At 63.3% G+C, this 25,304-nt stretch carries 25 protein-coding genes; 10 read left to right on the top strand and 15 right to left on the bottom strand.

Going from position 1 to position 25,304, the window contains the following annotated elements; translation table 11 throughout:
• Positions 1-77: 77 nt before the first annotated feature.
• Positions 78-533 carry a hypothetical protein gene (locus ASD63_RS25880; RefSeq protein WP_143106236.1) on the bottom strand — a complete coding sequence of 152 codons (456 nt, stop codon included), beginning with the start codon at positions 531-533 and terminating at the stop codon, positions 78-80.
• A 336-nt stretch (positions 534-869) separates the two neighbouring features.
• Here ASD63_RS25880 and ASD63_RS25875 point away from each other — a divergent pair, with 336 nt between their 5' ends.
• Together ASD63_RS25875 and ASD63_RS25870 are read left to right on the top strand one after the other, a co-directional pair.
• Positions 870-2,354 (top strand): nucleobase:cation symporter-2 family protein, encoded by a 1,485-nt coding sequence (locus ASD63_RS25875; RefSeq protein WP_034802466.1) that lies wholly within the window; start codon positions 870-872, stop codon positions 2,352-2,354.
• A 154-nt stretch (positions 2,355-2,508) separates the two neighbouring features.
• Complete coding sequence (locus ASD63_RS25870) at positions 2,509-3,420, top strand: EamA family transporter (RefSeq protein WP_060530003.1); 912 nt, start codon at positions 2,509-2,511, stop codon at positions 3,418-3,420.
• Positions 3,421-3,481: 61 nt separating this feature from the next.
• Here the strand turns inward: ASD63_RS25870 and ASD63_RS25865 are convergent, their stop codons facing one another.
• Positions 3,482-3,910, bottom strand: a complete 429-nt coding sequence (locus tag ASD63_RS25865) for a Fur family transcriptional regulator (RefSeq protein ID WP_034802472.1) — start codon at positions 3,908-3,910, stop codon at positions 3,482-3,484.
• 121 nt (positions 3,911-4,031) lie between these two features.
• Here ASD63_RS25865 and ASD63_RS25860 point away from each other — a divergent pair, with 121 nt between their 5' ends.
• From ASD63_RS25860 to ASD63_RS25845, 4 genes are read left to right on the top strand one after another with little or no spacing between them, the layout of a single operon-like run.
• Positions 4,032-4,937, top strand: a complete 906-nt coding sequence (locus ASD63_RS25860; RefSeq protein WP_034802475.1) for a metal ABC transporter substrate-binding protein — start codon at positions 4,032-4,034, stop codon at positions 4,935-4,937.
• Positions 4,934-5,869, top strand: coding sequence for a manganese/iron ABC transporter ATP-binding protein (locus ASD63_RS25855; protein ID WP_034802478.1), 936 nt, complete (start codon positions 4,934-4,936; stop codon positions 5,867-5,869). Before ASD63_RS25860 ends, ASD63_RS25855 begins: the two co-directional genes overlap by 4 nt.
• Positions 5,866-6,726, top strand: a complete 861-nt coding sequence (locus ASD63_RS25850; protein ID WP_034802481.1) for a metal ABC transporter permease — start codon at positions 5,866-5,868, stop codon at positions 6,724-6,726. Before ASD63_RS25855 ends, ASD63_RS25850 begins: the two co-directional genes overlap by 4 nt.
• Complete coding sequence (locus ASD63_RS25845; protein ID WP_034802483.1) at positions 6,723-7,574, top strand: metal ABC transporter permease; 852 nt, start codon at positions 6,723-6,725, stop codon at positions 7,572-7,574. The genes ASD63_RS25850 and ASD63_RS25845 overlap by 4 nt, the downstream gene beginning before the upstream one ends.
• 40 nt (positions 7,575-7,614) lie before the next feature.
• On the opposite strand, the gene ASD63_RS25840 is transcribed toward ASD63_RS25845, so the two are convergent.
• Positions 7,615-8,364: a F0F1 ATP synthase subunit A gene (locus tag ASD63_RS25840; protein WP_089044351.1), complete on the bottom strand. Its 750-nt coding sequence runs from the start codon at positions 8,362-8,364 to the stop codon at positions 7,615-7,617.
• Positions 8,365-8,694: 330 nt separating this feature from the next.
• Entirely contained in the window at positions 8,695-9,600 is a 906-nt protein-coding gene (locus ASD63_RS25835) for an aminoglycoside phosphotransferase family protein (protein WP_034802488.1), read from the bottom strand.
• A gap of 41 nt (positions 9,601-9,641) precedes the next feature.
• Between ASD63_RS25835 and ASD63_RS35285 the strand changes: the two genes are divergently transcribed.
• Positions 9,642-9,803, top strand: coding sequence for a hypothetical protein (locus tag ASD63_RS35285; protein ID WP_156553009.1), 162 nt, complete (start codon positions 9,642-9,644; stop codon positions 9,801-9,803).
• Between the two features lie 81 nt (positions 9,804-9,884).
• Complete coding sequence (locus tag ASD63_RS25830) at positions 9,885-10,799, top strand: DUF6030 family protein (protein ID WP_051659628.1); 915 nt, start codon at positions 9,885-9,887, stop codon at positions 10,797-10,799.
• Between the two features lie 36 nt (positions 10,800-10,835).
• Here ASD63_RS25830 and ASD63_RS25825 read toward each other — a convergent pair whose 3' ends face one another.
• Entirely contained in the window at positions 10,836-11,267 is a 432-nt protein-coding gene (locus ASD63_RS25825; protein WP_034802493.1) for an Lrp/AsnC family transcriptional regulator, read from the bottom strand.
• A gap of 125 nt (positions 11,268-11,392) precedes the next feature.
• Between ASD63_RS25825 and ASD63_RS25820 the strand changes: the two genes are divergently transcribed.
• On the top strand, positions 11,393-12,496 hold the full coding sequence (locus tag ASD63_RS25820; RefSeq protein ID WP_034802496.1) for a saccharopine dehydrogenase family protein: 1,104 nt from the start codon (positions 11,393-11,395) through the stop codon (positions 12,494-12,496).
• Positions 12,497-12,582: 86 nt separating this feature from the next.
• Here the strand turns inward: ASD63_RS25820 and ASD63_RS25815 are convergent, their stop codons facing one another.
• The 8 genes from ASD63_RS25815 to ASD63_RS25780 all read right to left on the bottom strand — a co-directional run bounded on the left by ASD63_RS25815 (position 12,583) and on the right by ASD63_RS25780 (position 22,256).
• Positions 12,583-14,010, bottom strand: coding sequence for a mannose-1-phosphate guanylyltransferase/mannose-6-phosphate isomerase (locus tag ASD63_RS25815; RefSeq protein WP_034802500.1), 1,428 nt, complete (start codon positions 14,008-14,010; stop codon positions 12,583-12,585).
• A gap of 178 nt (positions 14,011-14,188) precedes the next feature.
• Positions 14,189-14,590, bottom strand: a complete 402-nt coding sequence (locus ASD63_RS25810) for a F0F1 ATP synthase subunit epsilon (protein WP_034803086.1) — start codon at positions 14,588-14,590, stop codon at positions 14,189-14,191.
• Positions 14,591-14,710: 120 nt separating this feature from the next.
• The gene (gene atpD, locus ASD63_RS25805; protein WP_034802502.1) at positions 14,711-16,228 is read right to left on the bottom strand and encodes a F0F1 ATP synthase subunit beta; all 1,518 of its coding nucleotides are present in this window, start codon (positions 16,226-16,228) and stop codon (positions 14,711-14,713) included.
• A 24-nt stretch (positions 16,229-16,252) separates the two neighbouring features.
• Complete coding sequence (locus ASD63_RS25800) at positions 16,253-17,134, bottom strand: F0F1 ATP synthase subunit gamma (protein ID WP_034802504.1); 882 nt, start codon at positions 17,132-17,134, stop codon at positions 16,253-16,255.
• A gap of 27 nt (positions 17,135-17,161) precedes the next feature.
• Positions 17,162-18,691, bottom strand: coding sequence for a F0F1 ATP synthase subunit alpha (gene atpA / locus ASD63_RS25795; RefSeq protein WP_034802507.1), 1,530 nt, complete (start codon positions 18,689-18,691; stop codon positions 17,162-17,164).
• The gene (locus ASD63_RS25790; RefSeq protein ID WP_034802509.1) at positions 18,691-19,257 is read right to left on the bottom strand and encodes a F0F1 ATP synthase subunit delta; all 567 of its coding nucleotides are present in this window, start codon (positions 19,255-19,257) and stop codon (positions 18,691-18,693) included. The genes atpA and ASD63_RS25790 overlap by 1 nt, the downstream gene beginning before the upstream one ends.
• A gap of 257 nt (positions 19,258-19,514) precedes the next feature.
• Positions 19,515-19,901 (bottom strand): hypothetical protein, encoded by a 387-nt coding sequence (locus ASD63_RS25785; RefSeq protein ID WP_034802512.1) that lies wholly within the window; start codon positions 19,899-19,901, stop codon positions 19,515-19,517.
• A 138-nt stretch (positions 19,902-20,039) separates the two neighbouring features.
• Positions 20,040-22,256: a primosomal protein N' gene (locus ASD63_RS25780; protein ID WP_034802515.1), complete on the bottom strand. Its 2,217-nt coding sequence runs from the start codon at positions 22,254-22,256 to the stop codon at positions 20,040-20,042.
• Between the two features lie 179 nt (positions 22,257-22,435).
• Here ASD63_RS25780 and fsa point away from each other — a divergent pair, with 179 nt between their 5' ends.
• Positions 22,436-23,089, top strand: coding sequence for a fructose-6-phosphate aldolase (gene fsa, locus ASD63_RS25775; RefSeq protein ID WP_034802519.1), 654 nt, complete (start codon positions 22,436-22,438; stop codon positions 23,087-23,089).
• Between the two features lie 55 nt (positions 23,090-23,144).
• On the opposite strand, the gene ASD63_RS25770 is transcribed toward fsa, so the two are convergent.
• On the bottom strand, positions 23,145-24,278 hold the full coding sequence (locus ASD63_RS25770) for an AAA family ATPase (protein WP_034802522.1): 1,134 nt from the start codon (positions 24,276-24,278) through the stop codon (positions 23,145-23,147).
• 68 nt (positions 24,279-24,346) lie between these two features.
• Positions 24,347-25,270, bottom strand: a complete 924-nt coding sequence (locus ASD63_RS25765; protein ID WP_034802530.1) for a GNAT family N-acetyltransferase — start codon at positions 25,268-25,270, stop codon at positions 24,347-24,349.
• Between the last annotated feature and the right edge of the window lie 34 nt (positions 25,271-25,304).

Raw genomic sequence — 25,304 nt, 5'->3', positions numbered from 1 at the left:
CCTCGGGAGATGCGGCACCGGGGTCGGCAACGGCCCCGGTATTTCTTTGCCCATAGGCGTGAAAGGACCTGTCGCGCCTACATGTGGGCAAGCCGCAAGCGTCCGGATTTCTCGGATCGTCGCTTGTCGAAGATGGCCCTGACCGCCTGCGTCGAGCCATCATCCATCCGCACGCTCATATCCATGTGGAGATGCTCATCGACGATCGTGATGCGGATGTCGAACGGCTTGCCGCGATAGCGGCCGGCGCCGTCCTCGTTCCAGCGCCCGATGCCCGCAGCGCTCGAACCGCCGCCGACGCGCCCGAGATGGGTCACCGCGAACCATCCATCCCTCCCCGTCACCTTCAGCACGGGGCCGTTCCGCCGGATCTCGACCGAGCAGCTCTCGCAGTCACCGGCGCCGGACGTGACCTGCTGCCATTGCCCCTGGAAGCTGACGCCGCTCGCCCCGGCGACCGCCGGCCAGAGAACGATCAGCAGCACGAAAAGCGCACGGCAGGGAGACGAAAAGGCCACTCTGCAAGAATTCATCGACATGATCCCAAACGAACCGCGGCGGAGCCTTCGCACCCGGCGCGACGAACCATCGTCGCTTCGCATTGCAGCAACGTTGCATCGTTGCTAGGATCAAGCTGTTCGTTGGCGCGCCTTGAGGCCTTCTTCGGCAATACCTGCCCGGTCGGCGCCGTTCGACGGTCAAATCCGAACCTTTCCCGCCCCGATCACCCCTCGACAACTTCCCCCGAAATCCGGAAAGTGTTTTCGTTCCGGCGATACTTGCGACATTCTGTCTCGACAACCGAAGATAGCGTTTCCCCTGTTGGAGGACGGGGGGCCGGACTGGTCGATGTAATGGGAGGAGGAACCATGAGCGACGTTTCCAGCATACACCCGGTGGACGAGATGCTGCCCGTGGGCAGACTTGCGACCCTCGGGTTGCAGCATGTCCTTGTCATGTATGGCGGCGCCGTCGCGGTGCCCCTGATCGTCGGCCGCGCCTTGCAGCTCAGCCCCCAGGACGTCGCTTTCCTGATTTCCGCCGATCTTTTCGTTTGCGGCCTCGTCACCATCATCCAGTCGCTTGGCCTCGGCCGCAGCATCGGCATCCGGCTTCCGGTCATGATGGGCGTTACTTTCGCCTCAGTCGGCCCGATGGTCTCGATGGCGGCGATGACACCCGGGCAAGAGGGTGCCCGGATGATCTTCGGCGCCATCATCGGCGCCGGCCTCGTCGCGCTCCTGCTCGCGCCGGTCATGGGCCGGCTTCTGAGGTTCTTCCCCCCCGTCGTCACCGGCACGATCATTCTCGTCATCGGCGTTTCGCTGATGCGCGTCGGCGTGAACTGGATCTTCGGCAATCCCTTCGGTCCGACCGCACCCAAGCTCGTCGATCCGAGCCATGCGGAATGGCTGGCGGAGCTCAAGAAGGCCGCGGCCACCGGAGGCCCGGCGGTACCGGACGGCCTGGTGCTTGGCGCCAGCGTGCCGAACCCGCTTTACGCCGAGCCGAGCCACATCGCGCTGGCCGGCTTCGTGCTCCTCTCCATTCTCGTGATCGCCCGCTTCGGCCGCGGACTGATCAGCAACATCGCGGTGCTGACCGGCGTCGTCGTCGGCTGCGTCGTCGCCGCAGCACTCGGCATGATGCATTTCGACCGGGTGGCCGATGCCGGCTGGTTTGCCGTGGTCACGCCGCTGCGCTTCGGCATGCCGATCTTCGATCCGGTGCTGATCGCCACCATGTCGCTGGTGATGATCGTCGTGATGATCGAATCGACCGGCATGTTCCTGGCACTCGGCGAAATCACCAATCGCGAAGTCTCGCGGCAGCAGTTGACGGCGGGGCTCAGGGTCGATGGCCTCGGCACCATGATCGGCGGCCTGTTCAACACCTTCCCCTACACGAGCTTCTCGCAGAATGTCGGGCTTGTCGGCGTCACCGGCGTCAAGAGCCGCTACGTCTGCGTGATGGGGGGCGTCATCATGATCGCGCTCGGCCTCATCCCGAAGATGGGCGCACTGGTCGAAGCGGTTCCGACCTTCGTGCTCGGCGGCGCCGGCCTGGTGATGTTCGGCATGGTCGCTGCGACCGGCGTGCGCATCCTGTCGACCGTCGATTTCAAGTCGTCGCGCAACAACCTGTTCGTGGTCGCCGTCTCGGTCGGCTTCGGCCTGATCCCGCTGATCGCGCCGAACTTCCTGATCTGGCTGCCGCATGCGATCCACCCGATCATCGAGTCCGGCATCGTGCTTGCCTCGATCTCGGCCGTCGTGCTCAACGCCTTCTTCAATGGCCTCAGCTTCGAAAGCACAGCCAGCGTCAACGCGGCCAAGCTCGCCGACAGCCATTGAGCCACCCGCAATCACGGAACCCCGGCCCGCGAAAGCTGGGGTTTCGCTTTTCCACATCTCGGAGGATCCCGATACTTCGATCGCCAACGAAGCATCCGCCGTAAGCGTCGCGCTAGAACGATGGCAACAATGACGACACAAGGATGCGATCCCGATGGCCAAGACCAACCTTTCTCTCGAACTCCTGCTGCTTCTTGCGCTCGCAACGCTCTGGGGCGCCTCCTACACCTTCATCAAGATCGGCATCGAGACCATTCCGCCGGTCACGCTGATCGCCGCCCGCACCCTGATTGCCGGCGCGCTTCTTCTTGCCGTTCTGCGCTGGCGTGGTCTCAGCCTGCCGCGTGACGCGGCGACTTGGCGGCGCTTCCTGTTCCAGGCCTGCCTCAACAGCGTTGTGCCCTTCACGCTGATCGCCTGGGCCGAGCAGACGATCGATGCCGGCATCGCCTCGATCCTCAATGCGACGACACCGATCTTCGCCTTCCTGATGACGGCGCTGATCACCCGCCACGAAGCGGTCACGGCCCGCAAGCTCGTTGGCATCGTCGCCGGCATGACCGGCATCAGCCTGATCATCGGCATGGAGGCCTTCGGCGGCCTCGGGGAACAGTTGCTGCCACAGTTGGCCGTGGTGCTCGCCACCGTCTGCTACGCGGGCGCCGCCATCTTCGGTCGCGGCTTCAAGGGACTCGACCCGATGATGCCCGCCGCCGGCTCGTTGATCGCAGGTGCTGCCCTGCTGATCCCGGTAAGCCTCGTCGTCGACAGGCCCTGGACGCTTGCGCCGTCGACGGAGTCGCTGCTGGCACTGCTCGGCCTCGCCGTCTTCTCGACCGCCTTTGCCTTTGCCATCTACTTCCGGCTGATCCAGACACTGGGCTCGGTCGGCGCCACGGCACAGGCCTATCTGCGCGTGCCGATCGGCGTTGCCATCGGCGCGCTCTTCCTCGGCGAACGGCTGTCGGACACCGCCTGGATCGGCCTTGGCTGCGTCATCGTCGGGGTCGCGGCCATGACCATTCCGGCGCGGCGACGCGGCGACGCGATCGCCGACCGCGGCTGAGGCCACTTACGGATAAAGAGAAGAGATTGCGCGCGCCGTCTGGCGCGCCATTGCCGACGCCTCAGTCCTTGCGCTTGCGGCAGTAGAGTTCCAGCCGGTGACGTACGAGGTCATAGCCGAGTTCGGCGGCGATTTCCGCCTGAAGCTGCTCGATCTTGTCGGAGCGGAACTCGATCACCGCACCGGTGTCGATGTCGATCAGATGATCGTGATGCGGCGCGTCGGCGGTCTCGAAGCGAGCGGTCGCACTCTCAAAGGCATGGCGCTGCACCACGCCCTGTTGCTCAAGCGCAGACAACGTCCGGTAGACGGTCGATAGCGAGACGGTGGCGTCAATTTCCTTCGCCCGGCGATGCAGTTCGTTTGCATCCGGATGGTCTTCGGCGGTGGCGAGGATCTTCAGAATAGCGGCACGCTGGCGCGTCACGCGCACGCCGCCATCCCTCAACACGCCTTCCAGTTCTTCGACACGATTCTTGTTCTGTTTCATGGTCGTACACTAGCCAAGGGCACGGCCTTTGAAAATAGCCAGTTGCGAATGCTTCTCATTTGCATTGACTTATGCAAATCATTCCCCTACTCCTGTGAGCATCAACATCTGGGAGTAAAGAATGATCGATCAGACGAGGCGCGCGATCCTGGCGGCAATGACGGCCGTCGCAGCCATTGCGCTCGTTCCAGGCGCCGCTTACGCGCAGGAGAAATTCAAGGCAGTGACGACTTTTACGGTCATTGCCGACATGGCAAAGAACGTCGCGGGCGACGCGGCCATCGTCGAATCGATCACCAAGCCGGGCGCCGAGATCCACAACTACCAGCCGACGCCGCGCGATATCCTGAAGGCGCATGACGCCAAGCTGATCCTCTGGAATGGCCTGAACCTGGAGCGCTGGTTCGAGAAATTCTTCCAGAACTTCGACGATGTTCCCGGTGTCGTCGTCTCGACCGGCATCGACCCCATGGGCATTGCCGAGGGCCCCTATACCGGCAAGCCCAATCCGCATGCCTGGATGTCGCCATCGGCCGCGTTGATCTATGTCGACAACATCCGCGACGCCTTCGTGAAGTATGACCCTGATAATGCCGAGACCTACAAGGCCAATGCCGAGGCCTATAAGCAGAAGATCGAGGCGACCATTGCACCGATCCGCGCCGAGATCGCCAAGATCCCCGAGGACAAGCGCTGGCTGGTCTCGAGCGAAGGCGCCTTCAGCTACCTGATCCGCGATTTCGGAATGAAGGAACTCTATCTCTGGCCGATCAACGCCGACCAGCAGGGTACCCCGCAGCAGGTCCGCAAGGTGATCGACGCCGTCCGGGCGAACCATATCCCGGTCGTCTTCTCCGAAAGCACGATTTCGCCGGACCCGGCAGAACAAGTGGCGCGCGAGACCGGTGCAAAATACGGCGGTGTGCTCTACGTTGATTCCTTGAGCGAAGCGGACGGCCCGGTTCCGACCTATGTCGACCTGCTGCGCGTCACATCGGAAACCATCGCCAAGGGTCTTGCACAATGAACCTTCAGGTGAAGACGCGCTCCGGGCCAGCACCTTCTTCCGGTGAGCAAGGAAGCGGCATCCGCGTCGCGGGTGCCACCGTCACCTACCGCAACGGCCTGCGGGCGCTGCGTGACGCCAGCTTCGAGATCCCGACCGGCACGATCACTGCGCTCGTCGGCGTCAACGGCAGCGGCAAGTCGACGCTGTTCAAGGCGATCATGGGCTTTGCCCGCCTGTCGCGCGGCGAGATCGCGATCCTCGGTCTTTCCGTGCCGGACGCGCTGAAGAAAAACCTCGTCGCCTATGTGCCGCAGGCCGAAGAAGTCGACTGGAACTTCCCGGTGCTGGTCGAGGACGTGGTCATGATGGGCCGTTACGGCCACATGAACATGTTGCGCATCCCGAAGAAAGTCGATCACGAAGCGGTCGAGGCAGCCCTTGCCCGCGTCGGCATGAGCGACTACCGCAAGCGCCAGATCGGCGAACTCTCCGGCGGCCAGAAGAAGCGCGTCTTCCTCGCACGCGCCCTTGCCCAGGACGGCAAGGTCATCCTGCTCGACGAACCCTTCACCGGCGTCGACGTCAAGACCGAGGACGCGATCATTCGGCTTTTGATCGGCCTTCGCGACGAGGGCCGGGTCATGCTGGTCTCGACCCACAATCTCGGCAGCGTACCGGAATTCTGCGACCGCACCGTGCTTCTGAAGAACACCGTGCTCGCCTATGGCCCGACCGAGACGACCTTCACCCGCGAGAACCTCGAGCTGGCCTTCGGCGGCGTGCTGCGGCACTTCGTGCTCGGCGGCGATAGCCTGCACGACGACGCCGATCCCCGCCAGCTTGCCGTCATCACCGACGACGAGCGTCCGCTCGTCATGTATGGCGACAAGGACCGCATGGTAGCGCAGCCGGCAAAGCCCGAGACCAACGGGGAACAGAACGGCAAATGATCGCCACGCTCTCCGAACCCTTCACCTACGGCTACATGCTCAACGCCATGTGGGTGAGCGCACTGGTCGGCGGCGTCTGCGCCTTCCTGTCCTCCTATCTGATGCTGAAAGGCTGGTCGCTGATCGGCGACGCGCTCTCGCACTCGATTGTGCCCGGCGTTGCCGGCGCCTACATGCTCGGCCTGCCCTTCTCGCTCGGCGCCTTCTTCTCCGGCGCCCTTGCCGCCGGCGCCATGCTGTTTCTCAATCAGCGCACAAGGCTCAAGGAAGACACGATCATCGGGCTGATCTTCACCTCCTTCTTCGGCCTCGGCCTCTTCATGGTCTCGCTGTCGCCGACGTCGGTGAACATCCAGACAATCGTGCTCGGCAACATCCTGGCGATCACGCCCGCCGACACGCTGCAACTGGCGATCATCGGCATCGTCTCGCTCATCATCCTGACGGCCAAGTGGAAGGACCTGATGGTGACCTTCTTCGACGAGAGCCACGCCCGCTCGATCGGCATCCCGACGACCTTCCTCAAGGTCTTGTTCTTCACGCTGCTTTCGGCCTGCACGGTCGCGGCCCTCCAGACCGTCGGCGCCTTTCTCGTCATCGCCATGGTCGTAACACCGGGCGCCACCGCCTATTTGCTGACGGATCGTTTTCCGCGGCTGATCCTCATCAGCGTCGCCATCGGCACGCTGACGAGCTTCTTCGGCGCCTATTTCAGCTATTTCCTCGATGGCGCCACCGGCGGCATCATCATCGTGCTGCAGACGCTGATCTTCCTGACGGCCTTCGTCTTTGCCCCGAAGCACGGGCTTCTGGCCGCGCGCCGGCGCGGCGCCGAACCGGTGGAGGCCGGCCGATGATCTCGCTCGACATGATGCTTGCCGTGTTCGAATTCGAGTTCATGCGCAACGCGCTTTTGATCTCGGTGCTGGTGGCGATCCCGACCGCGATGCTCTCCTGCTTCCTGGTGCTGAAGGGCTGGTCGCTGATGGGCGATGCGATCTCACATGCCGTCTTTCCCGGCGTGGTGATCTCCTACATCGTCGGCCTGCCGCTCGCCGTCGGTGCCTTTGCCGCCGGCATGTCCTGCGCGCTGCTCACCGGCTATCTCAAGGAAAACAGCCGCATCAAGCAGGATACGGTCATGGGCGTGGTCTTCTCCGGCATGTTCGGTTTCGGCTTGGTGCTCTACACCAAGATCCAGAGCGACGTGCACCTCGATCACATCCTCTTCGGCGACATGCTCGGCATCGGCTGGCCGGACATTGTCGAGACCGGCGTGATCGCGCTCGTCGCCGCCGGCATCCTCGCGGTCAAGTGGCGGGATTTCCTGCTGCATGCCTTCGACCCGGCCCAGGCCAAGGCGGTCGGCCTGCCGGTCAACTGGCTGCACTATGGGCTGCTGGCGATCCTGTCGCTGACGATTGTCGGTGCGCTGAAGGCGGTGGGGCTGATCCTCGCCATCGCCATGCTGATCGCGCCCGGCGCCATCGCCTTCCTGATAACCCGGACAATGGGCATGATGCTCATCGTCGCCGTGCTGATCGCGATGACGGCGTCCTTCACCGGCGTCTATCTGTCCTTCTTCATCGACAGCGCGCCGGCGCCGACCATCGTGCTCCTGATGACCGCAATGTTCCTGATGGCCTTCGCCTGGTCGTCCTGGCGGACCTACCGAAACGAAGCCCGGCGCGTGGCGGCCGAATGAAAAAAAGGCTCCCCTTGGCGGGGAGCCTCCTTGCCTTATTTCAGTGGCTCGGATGCAGCGCGTCGTTGAGATACATGCAGGTCAGCATGGTGAAGATATAGGCCTGGATCAGGGCCATCAGCAGCTCCAGCCCCGTCAACGCCACCGTCATCAGCAGGGGCATGATCGCCGCCAGAATGCCCAGCGCGCCGAAACCGCTCAAGCCCACGACGAAGCCGGCGAAAACCTTGAGCGTGATATGACCGGCGAGCATGACCGCGAACAGACGGACCGAGTGGCTGACCGGGCGCGACAGGTAGGAGACCACCTCGATCGGGATGATGATCGGTGCCAGGATCAACGGCACGCCTGAGGGCATGAACAGCCTGAGAAAGCCGAGGCCGTGCCGGTAGAGGCCGTAGAGCGTGACCGTCAGGAACACCAGCATCGCCAGCGCGAAGGTGACGGCGATATGGCTCGTTACCGTGAAGGCATAGGGAAACATGCCGATCAGGTTGGCGGTCAGGATGAACATGAACAGCGAGAAGACCAGCGGGAAAAAGCGCATGCCCTTTTCGCCGGCATTGTCGCGCAGTGTTTTCGCCGCAAACTCGTAGAGGATTTCGGCCGCCGATTGCGCCCGGTTCGGCACGAGGCCGCGTCTCCTGGTCGACAGGATCAGGAACAGGCTGGCGATCGCGATCGTCAGCACCATGTAGGCGGCCGAGTTGGTAAAGCTGATCTGGTAGCCGCCGACTTCGGCGATCGGGAAGAGCGACTTGATCTCAAATTGTTCGATGGGTCCGGCCATCATCAACCTCGTGCGTTGGTGACGAAACGTCGGCGGCGCGCGCAGGCGGCCACCTGCGCGCTTCAATATGTTGGGAAAGCGATCGGCGGCCGAGATCGTTCCACGAAACGATGGCTTCCGGCGGGGCAATCGGGCTGCTCGATGAAGGAATTGGTCACGCGGACGTGCCGCGGGCTACGGGGCTGCATGGTACGATCGTCTCCAATATCTCGGTCGAGATAATGGGGCCGTCCCCAGGCGAAACACCGACGCGGGTCGTCCCGCGTGCGCCTGACCTAGAGGCAATTTGCGCCGGGGTCAAGTCGGCGCTTGGCCGCCGCCCAACCGGTCTCAGCCGTAGCGACGGTGATCCGCAAGCACCTCGTCGATCACCACGCGCTGCTTTGCCTTTTCGCTCGCGGGCGCGCCAGTCATGTCGGCAAGGACGATCAGCGCCTTCCACAGGGTCCAGCCGCGGCCGCGCGCCCAGGCGCCGCGATCGAGAGCCATGCCGTCGCGGAAAACCTCGCGGTTCTCGCCGTCGAAAAACGTCCAGGCGATCGCCAGATCGCAGGCCGGATCCCCGACGCCGGAGGTGCCGAAGTCGATGACGCCGCTCAAGCTGCCGTTCTCGACCAGCAGGTTGCCCCAGGCGATATCGCCGTGAAACCAGACAGGCGCTCCTTCGAAAGGCGCGGCAAGTGCGGCCTCCCACACCTCTGCTGCCACTGTCGTATCGACATTGTCCGCAAGCAGCGTGAGCGCCTGACGCGTCTGCGCATCATAGAAGGCGGGCGGTCCGCCGCTATGGAAATTGTGATCGCCGGGCAAGGGTGCCCCGATGGCATCCGCTTGCATCAGCGCGCGCAGGAACCGCGCCAGGTCCTTCGCCACCTGACTGACATCGTCGACCCGCTCGACAGCCAGTGTTTGCCCGGGGAGATAACGATAGACCGACCAGGGCCAGGGAAAACCTTCTCCCGGCACGCCCTTGCCGAGAGGCACCGGAATGGGCAGCGGCAGTTGCGACGCCAGCAGCGGCAGCCAGCGATGTTCCTTTTCGACCTGCAGAACGTAGTGTTCGGCGCTCGGCAACCGGACGGTCATCCGGTCGCCGAGGCGAAACGTCCGGTTATCCCAGCCGCCCGGGTCGATCGGCCGTACGTCGAGTTCCGACCATTGCGGAAACTGCGCCGCGAGCAGCCGGTGCACCAGTGGTACGTCGATCGAGGGAGTTGCGGATGTCGGCTCTGTCATGACGAACGTACGCCCCGTTTGAATGTCTGCGGACGCAAGCTATGCAATCGCTTCCGGATTTCAACTTTTTAGTTCACGCCGACAACCATTCACCGGCGCGTTGTGCCGAGATGCAACAGTCGCCGCGCGGTTATCGGCGGTTGCATATTGCCGCCGCGACGGATTTCGAGGATGAAGAAAGCTTGGACATCTTGCTAGCCTGAGATCATGGAAACCCGGCAGACCGATCGCCCTTCGCTGGAGGCTCCGCAGCTCATCGCCCATCATCGGGCGGGCGAGGCTGCATGAGCACGGCCAAGGGCAAGACGCCCGCCGGCAAGCCGGCCCGCAGCACCGGTCTGCGCTTCTTCATCGTGGCCCTGCTGCTGATCGTCACCGCCATCGTCGCGACGGCCCTGCTCGCCAACGAGCAGCGCAATCTGAAAAGGGTTCTGCTCGCATTCGGCCTGCCGACGACCTTCCTCGAACGGGGAAAGCCAGACGAGACGACGGGCACGAAGCGCGCGAGGCGCGTGCCACCGCGCATCGCCCTGCCCGCCTGGACCTTCCAGGATCTGCAGACGCCGGAGCAGCCGTTCCTGCGCGCCATCCGCAGCGACCCCAAGGCGCTTTGCGACGAGTTGCGCGACGCCGGCTTTCGGGAACTCGAATGGAAATCGAGCGCCGGCGAACAGGCTCAATGGGAATGCTCCTCGCTCATTTCCTTCCCCCGGCCGGGCGAGGACAAACCCTCCTCGATCTTCATCTTCGTCAAGGGCAGCGGCGAGGAAGAGATCTCATCGTTCCGGGTCAAGCTCAACATCGAGCGCCAGGAGGACAGCCAGGCGGTGACGACGGCGGCGGCGCGCGCGGCATCCGTGTTCCTCGACCACGTGCGCTGGGCGGATGCGGCCAGCGTCACCTTGCAGATCCAGGCGCTGAGGGAATTCGACCTCAAGCGCTTCGGCAGCCGCATCCAGCTCAAGCGTGAATCCGACGAGGAGACGCAGCGCTACAATTTCCTCGCCAATCAACCCGCCCGCGCCCGCCCGAAGAACATTGCCGAACAATATTTCGACCGCAGCAAGTGGCTCGCCTATGGCGATGGCAGCCTGCGCAGTTTCGTTCGGGGACCGAGCGCCTGGAACGCTCCAGCCAAGGTGCCCGACGGAACGGGTAGCAACAAAGAGGAATCCGCGCCGTCCGTTAGCCCACCCTGACGGCCGCGTCGCTTGTCGCTTGAGCCGAAGGACGGCCTAGCGGTCGATCCGCGTCGAGAGGATGATCGACGACAGCGTCCGGTCGACACCGTCGATTTCGCCGATCCGATCGATCAGCAGGTCGAGTTCGCTGATCGACATCGCGGCGACCACGGCGATCAGGTCGAAGCTGCCGCTGACCGAATGCAGCGTCTGGATTTCCCGGATGGCGCTCAGTTCCGGGGTCACGCGCGAGAGCGCCCGCGGCGCAATGGTGATCAGCACATGCGCCTTGACCAGCCCCTTCTCGTAGCTTTCCGAGAGGCGCACGCCATAGCCGGCGATGATGCCTTCGCGCTCCAACCGCTCGATACGGGCCTGCACCGTCGTGCGCGACAGACCAAGCCTTCGGGCAATCGTCGCCGTCGGCATGCGGGCGTTCTCGCTCAAGATGGCGAGAAGCTCGCGATCCTTGTCGGTGATCTGCATTTCGTCTGTCCTGTTGGGCAATCTGCCGAATTTAGATAGGCGATTTAGTCATATTAGCGCTTCAAATCAACGGCCCCTCCCTCGACAATAGAGACACAAACAGTTCTCATACCCCGGGGGAAAGAATGAAGAATATCGTCGTCATCGGAGCAGGCAAGATCGGCTCCACCATCGCTCGCATGCTGGCCCACACCGGCGACTACAGCGTCTGCGTCGCCGACCGCGCCGCCGAGCAGCTGGAACAGGTCGAAAAGCATGCCGCGATCACGACGGCAACCGTCGACATCGGCGACAAGAAGGCGCTCGTCGCCCTTCTCTCCGGCAAGTTCGCCGTGCTCAGCGCCGCTCCGTTCCACCTGACGGTCGCAATCGCCGAAGCCGCTGCCGAAGCCGGCATCCACTACCTGGATCTTACCGAAGACGTCGAATCCACCCGCCAGGTCAAGGCGATCGCCGCCAAGGCGAACACCGCCTTCATCCCCCAGTGCGGCCTCGCACCGGGCTTCATCTCGATCGTCGCCAACGATCTCGCCAGCCGCTTCCAGACGCTGGAAAGCGTGCGCATGCGCGTCGGCGCCCTGCCGCAGTACCCGTCGAACGCTCTGAACTACAACCTCACCTGGAGCACCGACGGCGTCATCAACGAATACATCGAGCCCTGCGAGGCGATCGTTGAGAGCAACCTGATCGAAGTTCCGGCCATGGAAGAACGCGAAGAATTCTCGCTTGATGGCGTCACCTACGAAGCCTTCAACACCTCGGGCGGCCTCGGCACGCTCTGCGAAACGCTGAAGGGCAAGGTCCGCACGCTGAACTACAAGACGATCCGCTACCCGGGTCACGCCGCCATCATGAAGGCGCTGCTGAACGACCTCGGCCTGCGTCACCGCCGCGAAGTCCTCAAGGACATCTTCGAAAATTCGCTGCCGACCACCACCCAGGACGTCGTCGTGATCTTCGTTACCGTTTCGGGCTTCCGCGACGGTCGCCTGATCCAGGAAACCTACGCCAACAAGGTCTATAGCGGCGTCGTTGCCGGTCGCATGCAGAGCGGCATCCAGATCACCACGGCCGGCAGCATCTGCGCCGTGCTCGATCTGCTCGCCGAAGGCAAGATCGCCCAGAAGGGTTTCGTTCGTCAGGAAGACATCGGCCTCGACACCTTCCTCGCCAACCGCTTCGGTCACTACTACGCCCAGAAGGGCGAGAGCGCGCGCGTCGCCGGCTGAGCCAATCAGTCCTGATGCGCCGACTTCAATGCCCGGGTTCAGCCCGGGTATTTTTCGTTTCACGGTCCGCCAACGATGCGATGCGCTTAGTTGCGGCCGAATTCGTCCTCGATGCGAACGGTGTCGTCGTCGCCGAGATAGGAGCCGGTCTGCACCTCGATCAGCTCCAGCGGAATCTTGCCCGGATTGTGCAGCCGGTGCACCGTGCCCTGCGGAATGAACACCGACTCGTTCTCGTGCAGGAGCCGCGTCTCGCCGCCCATGGTGACCTCCGCCGTGCCGCGCACGACGATCCAGTGCTCGGCGCGGTGATGGTGCTTCTGCAGGGAGATTTTCTTGCCGGGCGTCACACGTAGCCGCTTCACCGAGAAGCGCTCGCCGTCGGAAAGCGCGGCCACCGCGCCCCAGGGGCGGTAGGAGGTCGGGTGCACCTCCGTCAGCGCCGCGGTTTTGGGAGAACGCGCCAGCGCCTTGACGATATGGCCGACGCTCTGGCTGTCGTCCAGCCGCCCGACATAGACGGCGTCCTCGCCGGCAATGACGGCCACGTCTTCCAACCCCTGCACCGCCAGGTGAATGTCGCGTGACAGAACCAGCGAGTTGCGGGTGTTCGACACCGTCGCCCGGTCCGTGACGACATTGCCGTCGTCATCCTTGCGCCCGGTCTTCCACACCGCATCCCAGCTTCCGAGATCCGACCAGGGGAAGGACGACGGCACAACGGCTGCATGGTCGGTCTTTTCGAACACGGCGTAGTCGACGGAAATATCCGGAGCGGCTGCGAAGCTCTCGCCGTGCAGCCGGGTGAAATCGAGATCCTTGTAGGCACCTTCGACGGCAGCCTTCGCTGCGTCGAAGACTTCGGGCGCAAAGCGCTTCAACTCGTCGAGAAAGAGCGTCACCGGCAGCATGAACAGGCCGGAGTTCCAGAGATAGCGCCCGGTCGCGATCATCGCCTCGGCTTTCGCCCGATCCGGCTTCTCGACAAAACGCGCCACCCGGTTCGTACCTTCGGCCAGCTCGTCGCCACACTCGATATAGCCGTAACCGGTGGCCGGCTCGGTCGGCGTGATGCCGAAGGTCACCAGCTCTCCCCGCCCGGCGGCCGCCTGCGCTCTCAGGATGCAGTCCTCGTAGAGGACGCCGGCATCGATCTCGTGATCGGAGGCGAGCACCTGCATGATCGCCCCTTCGCCGTAGCGCCCAAGGACTGCAAAGGCGGCGGCCGCAAGGGCCGGTGCGGTGTTGCGCGCCACCGGCTCCAAGAGGATGTCGCCGAGCTCAGCCTCGATCGTACGGGCCTGCTCGGCGACGATGAAGCGAAAGTCGCTGTTGGTGACGACGATGGCCGGCTCGTATCGCGTGCGGTCGCCCACGCGTTCGAGCGTCTGCTGGAACAGCGATCGCTCGGAAAGAATCTGCAGGAACTGCTTGGGCGCGGCTGAGCGCGAGAGCGGCCACAGTCGGGTGCCCTTTCCGCCGGCCATGATGACAGGAACAATCTTCGACGTCATGCCAGCGGTCTCTCTTCCTAGGCTGAACGATGCCGGCTCAGTACAGCAGCTCTAATGAAGAATGGCTAAAGCGGCCGGTCCGGCTGCTATTGGTTACAAGATCGGGCAAAACAGGCAACAAAAAACCCCGCTCGAAGGCGGGGCTTTCTCATTCGCTTCACCCTTCCGGGTGTCCCTTTCAGGCCGGGATCACGATCTCGCCGAGCTTCGTCAGTTCGGCGACGAACTGCTCCAGACGGGTCTTCTTTTCGTCGCCGGCGCCTTCCAGCTCGGCACGAACCGCGTCGATACGGCTTTCGAGAGCCGTGCGGTCGAGTTCATCGACATGAACGGCGGATTCGGCGAGCAGCGTGCAGCCGGTCGGCAGGATGTCGGCAAAGCCGCCAAACACCGCAAAGCGCTCCGTCTTGCCGTCGGCCAGCTTCACCGTGACCACGCCGGGCTTCACCGTCGTCATCGTCGGCGCGTGATTGGCCATCACGGTCATCTCGCCCTCGGTCGCCGGAATGACGACTTCCGTCACCTTTTCGGAGACGAGCAGGCGCTCGGGGGAAACAAGCTCAAAGTTGAAATCGGCCATGACCATTCACTTCTTGTGGGCGCGCCACCTGAGAGGCGGCTGTGCATGTCTTCCCTATCCTTGCGAAAGGACAGGATGAAAGCCTCGGCGCTTGTGCAGCGCCGAGGCTTAACAGTGCTATCAAGCGGCTTCGGCAGCCAGCTTCTTGGCCTTTTCAATCGCTTCTTCGATCGAGCCAACCATGTAGAAGGCAGCTTCCGGCAGGTGGTCGTACTCGCCGTTGACCAGGCCCTTGAAGCCCTTGATCGTGTCTTCGAGAGCGACGAGCTTGCCCGGCGAACCCGTGAAGACTTCGGCGACGAAGAACGGCTGCGACAGGAAGCGTTCGATCTTACGAGCGCGGGCAACGGCCAGCTTGTCTTCTTCAGACAGTTCGTCCATGCCCAGGATGGCGATGATGTCCTGGAGCGCCTTGTAGCGCTGCAGGGTCGTCTGCACCTTACGCGACACTTCGTAGTGCTCTTCGCCGACGATCATCGGGTCGAGCATGCGCGAGGTCGAGTCGAGCGGGTCAACGGCCGGGTAGATACCCTTTTCGGCGATCGAGCGCGACAGAACGGTCGTTGCGTCCAGGTGGGCGAACGAGGTTGCCGGTGCCGGGTCGGTCAAGTCGTCGGCCGGAACGTAGATGGCCTGAACCGAGGTGATCGAGCCCTTGGTCGTCGTGGTGATGCGTTCCTGCATCTGACCCATGTCGGTCGCCAGCGTCGGCTGGTAACCCACGGCCGACGGAATACGGCCGAGCAGAGCCGACACTTCGGAACCTGCCTGGGTGAAGCGGAAGATGTTGTCGACGAAGAACAGAACGTCCTGGCCCTTGTCGCGGAAGTCTTCAGCGATCGTCAGACCCGTCAGAGCGACACGAGCGCGGGCGCCCGGCGGTTCGTTCATCTGGCCGTACACGAGGGCAGCCTTGGAGCCTGCGCCACCGCCGTGCTTGTTAACGCCGGACTCGATCATTTCGTGGTAAAGGTCGTTGCCTTCGCGGGTACGTTCACCCACGCCTGCAAACACCGAGTAACCACCGTGCGCCTTGGCGACGTTGTTGATCAGTTCCATGATGAGAACGGTCTTGCCGACGCCTGCGCCGCCGAAGAGGCCGATCTTGCCGCCCTTTGCGTAAGGAGCGAGAAGGTCGACGACCTTGATGCCGGTGACGAGGATCTGCGCTTCCGTCGACTGCTCGACGTAGGACGGCGCTTCCTGGTGGATGGCGCGCTTGCCCGAGGTGACGAGCGGGCCCGCTTCGTCAACCGGCTCGCCGATGACGTTCATGATGCGGCCGAGCGTTTCGTCGCCAACCGGAACCGTGATCGGTGCGCCGGTGTCGGTGACCGACTGGCCGCGGACGAGACCTTCGGTCGAGTCCATGGCGATCGTACGGACGGCGTTTTCGCCGAGGTGCTGTGCGACTTCGAGAACGAGGCGGTTACCGTTGTTGTCGGTTTCCAGCGCGTTCAGGATCTGCGGAAGCTGGCCTTCATCGAACGCGACGTCGACGACGGCGCCGATGACCTGCGTTACGCGACCGACAGCGCCGGTTGCGGCTGCTGCTGCGGTCTTGGCGGAAGCTGCCTTCCTCGGTGCAGCGGGCTTCTTCTCCGCTGCGGTTTCTTTCGGGGTAGCTGCCTTAGCCATAATCCTTACCCTCTTCTCGTGACCTTAGAGCGCTTCCGCGCCCGAGATGATTTCAATGAGTTCCTTGGTGATCTGAGCCTGGCGCTGACGGTTGTAGTTCAGCGTCAGCTTGTTGATCATCTCACCAGCATTGCGCGTCGCGTTATCCATCGCGCTCATCTTGGCGCCCATTTCGCCGGCGACGTTCTCGAGCAAGGCCCGGAAGATCTGCACCGAAATGTTGCGCGGAATGAGATCGCTGAGGATCGCGCCCGCGTCCGGCTCATATTCGTAGACAGCCGAAGCATCCGATGCTTCCGCTGCGACCGGGCCGGCCGAAGCGGGGATCAGCTGCTGAGCCGTCGGAATCTGGGCGATAACGGACTTGAACTCAGAATAGAACAGCGTGCAGACATCGAACTCGCCCTTTTCGAAGAGCGCGATGATCTTGTGGCCAATCTGGTCGGCGTTTTCAAAGCCGATCTTCTTGACCTCACGCAGGTCGACACGATCGATGATCAGCGACGCGTATTCGCGGCGCAGAATATCGAAGCCCTTCTTGCCGACGCAGATGATCTTGACCGTCTTGCCGGCTGCAAGCAGCTTGCGAACGTGGTCACGGGCATGACGGGCGATCTGCGAGTTGAAGCCGCCGCAAAGGCCGCGTTCAGCCGTGCAGACGACCAGAAGGTGCGTATCGTCCTTGCCGGTTCCGGTCATCAGCGCAGGCGCGCTGTCGTCCGCGCCAACCGCCTGGGCGATGTTGGCGAGAACGGCAGCCATACGCTGCGAGTAAGGCCGGGCGGCCTCGGCCGCCTCCTGCGCGCGCCGAAGCTTCGCCGCGGCGACCATTTTCATCGCCTTGGTGATCTTCTGCGTCGCCTTGACGGAGGCGATCCGGTTCTTCAGATCCTTAAGTGAAGGCATCCGTTATCCGTCCTAAATGAAATCCGCTCAGGCGAAAGACTTGGCGAAGCTGTCGATTGCAGCCTTCAGCTTGCCCTTGACGTCGTCGGAGATCGCCTTGTCCTTGCGGATGGTTTCCAGGATGTCCTTGCCTTCCGAACGCATGTACGAAAGCAGGCCCTGCTCGAACTTGCCGACCTGGTTGACCGGCAGCTTGTCGAGGTAACCGTTGACGCCTGCGAAGATGACAGCGACCTGTTCTTCCGTCTTCAGCGGCGAGAACTGCGGCTGCTTCAGGAGTTCGGTCAGGCGGGCACCGCGGTTCAGCAGGCGCTGCGTAGCGGCGTCGAGGTCCGAGCCGAACTGCGCAAAGGCGGCCATTTCGCGATACTGGGCGAGTTCGCCCTTGATCGAGCCGGCAACCTGCTTCATCGCCTTGATCTGCGCAGCCGAGCCGACGCGCGAAACCGACAGACCGACGTTAACGGCCGGACGGATGCCCTGGTAGAACAGGTCGGTTTCGAGGAAGATCTGGCCGTCGGTGATCGAGATCACGTTGGTCGGGATGAACGCCGAAACGTCGTTACCCTGCGTTTCGATGACCGGCAGAGCCGTCAGCGAGCCAGCGCCCATGTCGTCGTTCAGCTTTGCAGCGCGCTCGAGCAGACGGGAGTGCAGGTAGAAAACGTCGCCGGGGTAAGCTTCGCGGCCCGGCGGGCGGCGCAGCAGGAGCGACATCTGGCGGTAGGAAACAGCCTGCTTCGACAGGTCGTCGTAGCCGATCAGGGCATGCTTACCGTTGTCACGGAAGTATTCGCCCATCGCGCAACCGGCGAACGGTGCGAGGTACTGCATCGGAGCCGGGTCGGAAGCGGTCGCAGCAACGATGATCGAGTACTGCAGAGCGCCACGCTCTTCCAGAACCTTCACGAACTGGGCAACGGTCGAACGCTTCTGGCCGATTGCGACGTAGACGCAATACAGCTTGTCACCTTCCGGACCATTGTCGTGAATGGCCTTCTGGTTGAGGATCGTGTCGAGGATGATCGCGGTCTTGCCGGTCTGGCGGTCGCCGATGACGAGTTCGCGCTGGCCACGGCCAACCGGGATGAGGGCGTCGATGGCCTTGAGGCCGGTCGACATCGGCTCATGCACCGACTTGCGCGGAATGATGCCCGGAGCCTTGACGTCAACGCGCGAGCGCTGCTTGGCGTTGATCGGGCCCTTGCCGTCGATCGGGTTGCCGAGCGCGTCGACGACGCGGCCGAGCAGTTCCGGACCAACCGGAACGTCCACGATGGCGCCAGTCCGCTTGACGGTGTCGCCTTCCTTGATGTCGCGGTCCGAACCGAAGATAACGACACCGACGTTGTCGGCTTCGAGGTTCAGCGCCATGCCGCGAATTCCACCCGGGAATTCGACCATTTCGCCTGCCTGGACATTGTCGAGGCCGTAGACGCGGGCAATACCGTCACCGACGGAAAGCACCTGACCGACTTCGGAGACTTCTGCTTCCTGGCCGAAATTTTTGATCTGATCTTTGAGAATTGCGGAAATTTCCGCGGCGCGGATATCCATCAGCCGACCTCTTTCAGTGCAAGCTTAAGGGTAGAGAGTTTGGTGCGAAGGGAAGTGTCAATCTGGCGGGACCCGACCTTGACGATCAGACCTCCAAGAATAGACGGGTCGACGGTGACGTTGACCGCCACGTCTTTGCCGGTGACGCTCTTCAGCGTCGCCTTCAATTCAGTTTCCTGCGCCGCGGAGAGCGCATGGGCCGACGTGACGTCGGCGGAAATTTCACCACGATGGCGCGCGGCGATCAGGCGGAACGCCTTGATCATGCCCGGCAGCGCGAAGAGGCGGCGATTGCGGGCAACGACCTTGAGGAAGTTACCGACGAGCCCGGAGATGCCAGCCTTCGCGGCAACTGCCGAAATGGCCTTGAACTGGTCGTCTGCAGAAAAGACCGGGCTGGCGATCAGCCGCTTCAGATCGTCGCTGCCGTCGATCAGGGCCTGGACGCGGGTAAGATCCGCACCGACTGCCTCGACCGAACCGGCGCTGAGCGCGAGTTCAAAAAGCGAGGACGCATATCTTTCTGCAACACCGGAAATAAGCTGGGATGTGTCTGCCACGGGCACAAGCTTCTCTCAATTTCATCCAAGAACTGCGCTGGCGGTGGGCCGTCAACTTAAAATCTTGAATTTGCTGCAATAATTTGCAGGATATCGAGGCCTGGCGACCCACTTCCCCCGCAATTCGCGGTTCGTCTAGCATAGGATGTTTGGACTCGCAACACGCGAAGGGCAGGAATGCGGCATAAGTCGGCCACCTTTGGCCGAATTTTGCCGTAAATTCGGTCCTGCGCTGTGAATCGCGGGGAAGCCCGCAATCGCAATCAGATCATGCCGAAGACATAGGCGAGCGGAAGGATGGCGAGTGCCGCCTGAACGATGAGCGCCGCCCAGTTGTAGAGCGTGCTGCCGTTGTCGCTCATCATCGAGAGGATTCGGCCGAAGGCGGCGAGCGCAAAGGCCGCGCCGACAGCGAGATAAACCATCGGCTGGGCGAGCAGAATGGCGGCAAGACCGAGCCCCACATGCATGCCGCCCATGGTCGAGCGCGCCTCGGCAAGGCCGCCGCGCCGCCCCTCGGCAATACCGATGCCGGCTGCGCGAAAGGTCAGCCGCGGAGCAAACAGCATGACGACGCCGATCAACGCTGCTACCGCCGCCGCGCAGAAGGCGAGGAACTCGCCGGTTTCCGTCGGAATATAAAACTCCATGCCCGTTCCCGCAGATGAGCCCGTTGTCATGCTGCCCCGTCGTCGGCCGGAGCAATGCGTCCCTGACCTCTAGCGCATGTCGCCCCGGTTGTGAATCGCCCACGGGCTTCAGAATGCGGCGATCACAGGAAACTTGAACTACAGGAAGCTCTGCGGATCGATGTCGAGCTGGACGCTGATCGAGCCGCGCTCCTTGGGACCGGCGGCGATCATCGCCTTGACGAAGGCCTGCATGTCGCTGTTACGCCGGCCATGCACCAGCAGCCGGAAGCGATGCCGCCCGCGCACCAGCGCCAGCGGCGCCTCGGCCGGACCGAGAATACTGATACCCTCGGTGCGGGGGGCGGCCATCCGCAAGCCGCGCGCGTGGCCCTCGGCATCCTGGCGCGTGTCGGCCGAAACAATCAGCGAGGCAAGCCGGCCAAAAGGCGGCAGCAGCGCTTTCTCGCGCTCGGCGATCTCGCGGTCGTAGAAGGCGTCGGCATCGCCGGAAACGATCGCCTGCATCACCGGATGCTGCGGCTGATAGGTCTGCAGCAAGCCGAGGCTTTTGAGACCCGTTCGGCCCGCACGACCCGTCACCTGCGAGAGCAGCTGGAAGGTCCGCTCCGCCGCACGCGGATCGCCGTTCGCAAGACCCAGATCCGCATCGACAATGCCGACCAGTGTCATCAGGGGGAAGTTATGTCCCTTGGCGACGAGTTGCGTGCCGATGACGATATCGGCTTCGCCACGCGTGATGGCTTCAAGCTCCAGCCTCAACCGTTTGACGCCCATCAGGTCGGAAGAAAGCACGATGGTGCGCGCCTCGGGGAAATGCCGCTCCACCTCTTCGGCGATGCGCTCGACCCCCGGCCCGCAGGCCACCAGATGATCGAGCGTGCCGCATTCCGGGCAGGCTTCCGGCGTGCGCTCGGAGTAGCCGCACTGGTGGCACTGGATCTGCCCGCGGAAGCGATGCTCGACGAGCCAGCTCGAACAATCCGGGCACTGGAAGCGATGGCCGCAGACGCGGCAGAGCGTCAGCGGTGCGTAGCCGCGACGATTGAGGAAGAGCAACGCCTGTTCGCCACGCTCGACCGCCTTGCCGACCTGGTTCAAGAGCACCGGCGACAGAAAGCCGCCGCGTGCCGGCGGGTGCTGACGCATGTCGACGACGCCGAGCCGCGGCAGCGCCGCATCGCCGAAACGGGTCGGCAGGTGGATCGGCTTGTAACGGCCGACATCGCCATTGACCCGGCTTTCGAGCGACGGCGTCGCCGAGACGAGCACGACGGGAAAGCCGGTGATGCGACCACGAACGACCGCCATGTCGCGCGCATTGTAGAAGACGCGATCTTCCTGCTTGTAGGCGGGGTCGTGCTCTTCGTCGACGATGATGAGGCCCAGTTCCTCGAAGGGCAGGAACAGCGCCGAGCGGGCGCCGGCCACGACGCGGACGGTGCCTGTCGTCACCTGGCGCCAGACCTTTTCGCGGGTGCGGGGAGCCAAGTCCGAATGCCACTCGGCGGGCTTGGCGCCAAAACGATCCTGGAAGCGCTCGAGGAAGCTCGACGTCAGCGCGATTTCGGGAAGCAGGATCAGCACCTGCTTGCCGGCGCGAAGGGTCGCAGCGATCGCCTCGAAATAGACCTCGGTCTTGCCGGATCCGGTGATGCCGTCGATGAGCGACACCGAGAAGCCGCCCTCCTCTACCGCTGCCAGCAGATCGGCGGCCGCATCCTTCTGCGGGCCTTCGAGCCGGGGCGCGGTGAAATCGGGATCTGGCAAGGCGACGACAGGCGGCGGCGCCATGAAGACGGTCTCGAATACGCCTTGCTGGGTTAGCCCTTCGATCACACTCGACGACGTGCCGGCGGCATGCGCCAGCCCCGAGCGCGTCCAGGAAAAACCGTCACTGGCGGCAGCGATTACGCGCTCGCGCGCAGCCGTCATGCGCTCCGGCCGCATCTCGGTGAGACGCAGTGCCTCCACCATCGGTTCAGGATCGAACGCCGCCGGTGCGCGGAGCGCCATACGCGCCACCAGCCCCGGCGGCGTGACGGTATAGGCGGCCACCCAATCGAGAAAGGTCCGCATGTCGCGCGTCAGCGGCGGGCAGTCGAAAGCCTTCTCGATCGTCTTAAGTTTCTTGGCATCGACGCTCCCGTCATCATCGCCATCCCAGACCACGCCGACGACGAGACGGGGGCCCAGAGGCACCTGCACGATCGAGCCCGGTTCGACCGCCATGCCGTCGGGAACCGCATAGGAATAGGCTTTCGGCGCCGGCAAGGGCACCAGGACCGGCACGACGCGACGGGCCGAAACGGGCCCGAGCAAATCGCCGAATAAATCGGTTGAATCGCGAGTCATTTTGCCGTGACCTTGCCACGTGTTTCGGTTAAAGAAAACTGCGCTGCGAACCGCAGCCTTGCAGGCCGCAGGGTTTGTCACGGTTCCACCAGAGTTTCAACGCGCGCGATCTCTGCCAACGGAATTCCTCCCCGGTAGATATGCGCCGAACGGCAATCGTGCCCCAAGGGAGTGACCCCATGAAATTTTTCGTTGATACCGCCGACGTCAAGGAAATCCGTGAGCTGAACGATCTCGGCCTTCTCGATGGCGTCACCACCAACCCGTCGCTGATCCTGAAGTCGGGCCGTGACATCACGGAAGTCACCAAGGAAATCTGCGGCATCGTCGAAGGCCCGGTTTCGGCTGAAGTGACCGCAACCGAATACGCCGAGATGATGAAGGAAGCCGCCGTTCTCTCGAAGATCGCCGACAACATCTGCATCAAGCTGCCGCTGACGCTCGACGGCCTCAAGGCCTGCAAGGCGCTGACGTCTGACGGTCATCAGACCAACGTGACGCTGTGCTTCTCGGCCAACCAGGCGCTGCTCGCCGCCAAGGCCGGCGCGACCTTCGTCTCGCCTTTCGTCGGCCGCCTCGACGACATCGCGTTTGACGGCATGGACCTGATCCGCGAGATCCGCCACATCTACGACAACTACGGCTACGAGACCGAAATCCTTGCAGCTTCGATCCGCACCGTGAACCACGTCAAGGAAGCCGCCCTCATCGGCGCGGACGTCGTCACCGCACCGCCGGCAACGCTGAAGGCGCTGGTCAAGCACCCGCTGACCGACAAGGGCCTCGAAACCTTCCTGGCCGACTGGGCCAAGACCGGCCAGAAGATCGCCTGATACTTTCAGGAAAGTTCAGAAAGAGCCCGGCCACCGCGCCGGGCTTTTTTGTTGCCTACTCGTCATCGTCCATCAGCCCTGTCAGCCGCATGCCGTCGATCCAGGTGGCGCTGTCCTTGCGGATCACTCGCCGCGGACGAATGCCCGAGCGTTGACGCACTTCCTGCGCCAGCCGCTCCGAATGGGTGACGATCCAGATCTGGCTTTCGCGCGACGCGCTGGCGATCATGTCGGCAAGCGCCGGCAGCATGTCCGGGTGCAGGCTCGTCTCCGGTTCGTTGAGCGCGATGAAGCGCGGCCGGCGATAGGAAAGCAGTGCGGCCGCCAGCGCCAGAAAACGCATCTGGCCGTCGGAAAGCTCGCGCGGCGAAAACGGTCTGTTGGGAAAATCCGGAAAGACCAGCGAAAATTCGGCGAACTGGCCAGGTTCGGGAACATCGAGGTAAGCGCCGCCGAACGCATCGGCAATGGCCCGGTCGAGATCGACCGTGTCCTCGCGCGTGTGGCGGAGCGTTGCAAAGACGGCCGCCATATTGACGCCGGTCTCGTCGAGCATCGGCGCGGTCACCGCAAGGCAGGGCAGCCGCAACGGCGAATCGCGATCGGTGCGGAAGCCGTGAAAGAAGCGCCACTGCTCGACCGCTCGGCGGAAGGTGCCGACCTCCGGATAATGGCCGGCATCGCCGAGCAGCGAGATCGCCGTTTCGGACGTCAGCGCCTGCTCCGGATAATCCTCCATCCGCCCGCGTTCGCCGCGCACGAAGATGCCGGGGCCCACGCGTTTCATCATCGTCACCGGGCGGCGGCCGGTTTCGACCGTCAGTTCCTCTTCCTTGACCTGTGGCTCATAGGCGAACCCGGCCGCAGCCTTCGGCGGACGCAGCCCGGCCTCGATGCGGTAGCGGAAGGTGATGGCCCGCTCCTCGTCCAGAAGCTCGGTTTCGAGCCTTATGCGCGCCGGCTTGTCGGCACGCCGGCGGCCGCTCCAGAGCGCCGACGACATTCCGCCCTCTTCGGCAATCTCGCGCGCCAAAGTGCCCCGCGTGGCGGCTTGCACGAGTTGAAGCGCCCGGTAGAGATTGGACTTGCCGACGCCGTTTTCGCCGATGAACAGGTTGACCCCGGTCAGATCCATGCGGATCGACCTCAGCGAACGGTAGTTTTCGGCAAACATGGATTGAAGCTGCATGGCTCAGACCTAGCCGATCCGCCGCGCGGGGTGAAGCCCGCCAGCGTTTCCGTAAGCCACGACAGTCGCTAGAGCGCGGCCGCCGTTTGCAGCCGGGGCTTGAAGGCCGCGTCGGCATCCAGCGCCAGATCGAAGACCGTGTGTCGTTCGAGCGCCTTCGTCACCTCGCCCGTTTCACCTTCCAGCGCCTCCGGCGGGATGAGGTTGCCGATGCGAAAGTCGAAAAGATCGCCCTTCTTGTTCAGCAGTTCGTGGAACACGGTCATGTCGCGCAGCTCGGTCGACCATTTGGCGAACCAGTAGAACAGGCCGGAATTGCGGGCGCTCATATGCACCGGCAGGATCGGCAGGCCGTATTTGCGCGCAAAGCCCACGGCCGATGTCTTCCATGGCCGCTCGTTGAGACATCCTTCGGCCCAGTAGGCGATGCGTCCCGAGGGGAAGAGCACCGTCGCCTTACCCTCGCCGATCGCCCGGTTGGTCACCTGCAGCGTCTCACGCGCCTTCAGCTTGCTCTTGTGTTCCTCGCGCCATTCGACCGGGATGACCATTTCGACGAAGCGCGGATTGACGCGGATGGCGTCGCGATTGGCGAAGAACATCATGTCCGGCCGCCGGCTCTTCAAGAGGTCGAAAACGGCGATCCCATCGGCAATGCCGGTCGGGTGGTTGCTGACGAGCAGGAAGCCGCCCTTGGCGGGAATGCGCTCGGCCCGGTCGACCCGCACCTCCAGCGAAAGCAGCGAGCTCAGGTGCTCGAAGGCCTGGAATCCCGGCATATTGGCGACGGCATCGGCGAACTCGTGCGCCTTGCGATAGTTCAGCAACGTGTAGAGAAAGGGCCGCATCAGCGGCCATAGCGGGCTCTTGACGATCCGCTGGCCACGCTCCGCGATCAGGGTATCGACGATGTGGCCAGGCTGCCCCTGGGAGACCAGGGTGATTACTTCTGCAAAATGCGCGAATCCGTTCACCGAATCCCGTCCCGCCATAGTCCGATCCGTTTGTTTGCGGCTGACCATCGCA

It is taken from the genome of Ensifer sp. Root558 (genome assembly GCF_001427045.1).
In the GTDB taxonomy this organism is placed as follows: domain Bacteria; phylum Pseudomonadota; class Alphaproteobacteria; order Rhizobiales; family Rhizobiaceae; genus Ensifer; species Ensifer adhaerens.
Note: the sequence above shows the minus strand (reverse complement) of the source record. Positions and strands in the feature narration are given on the sequence as shown.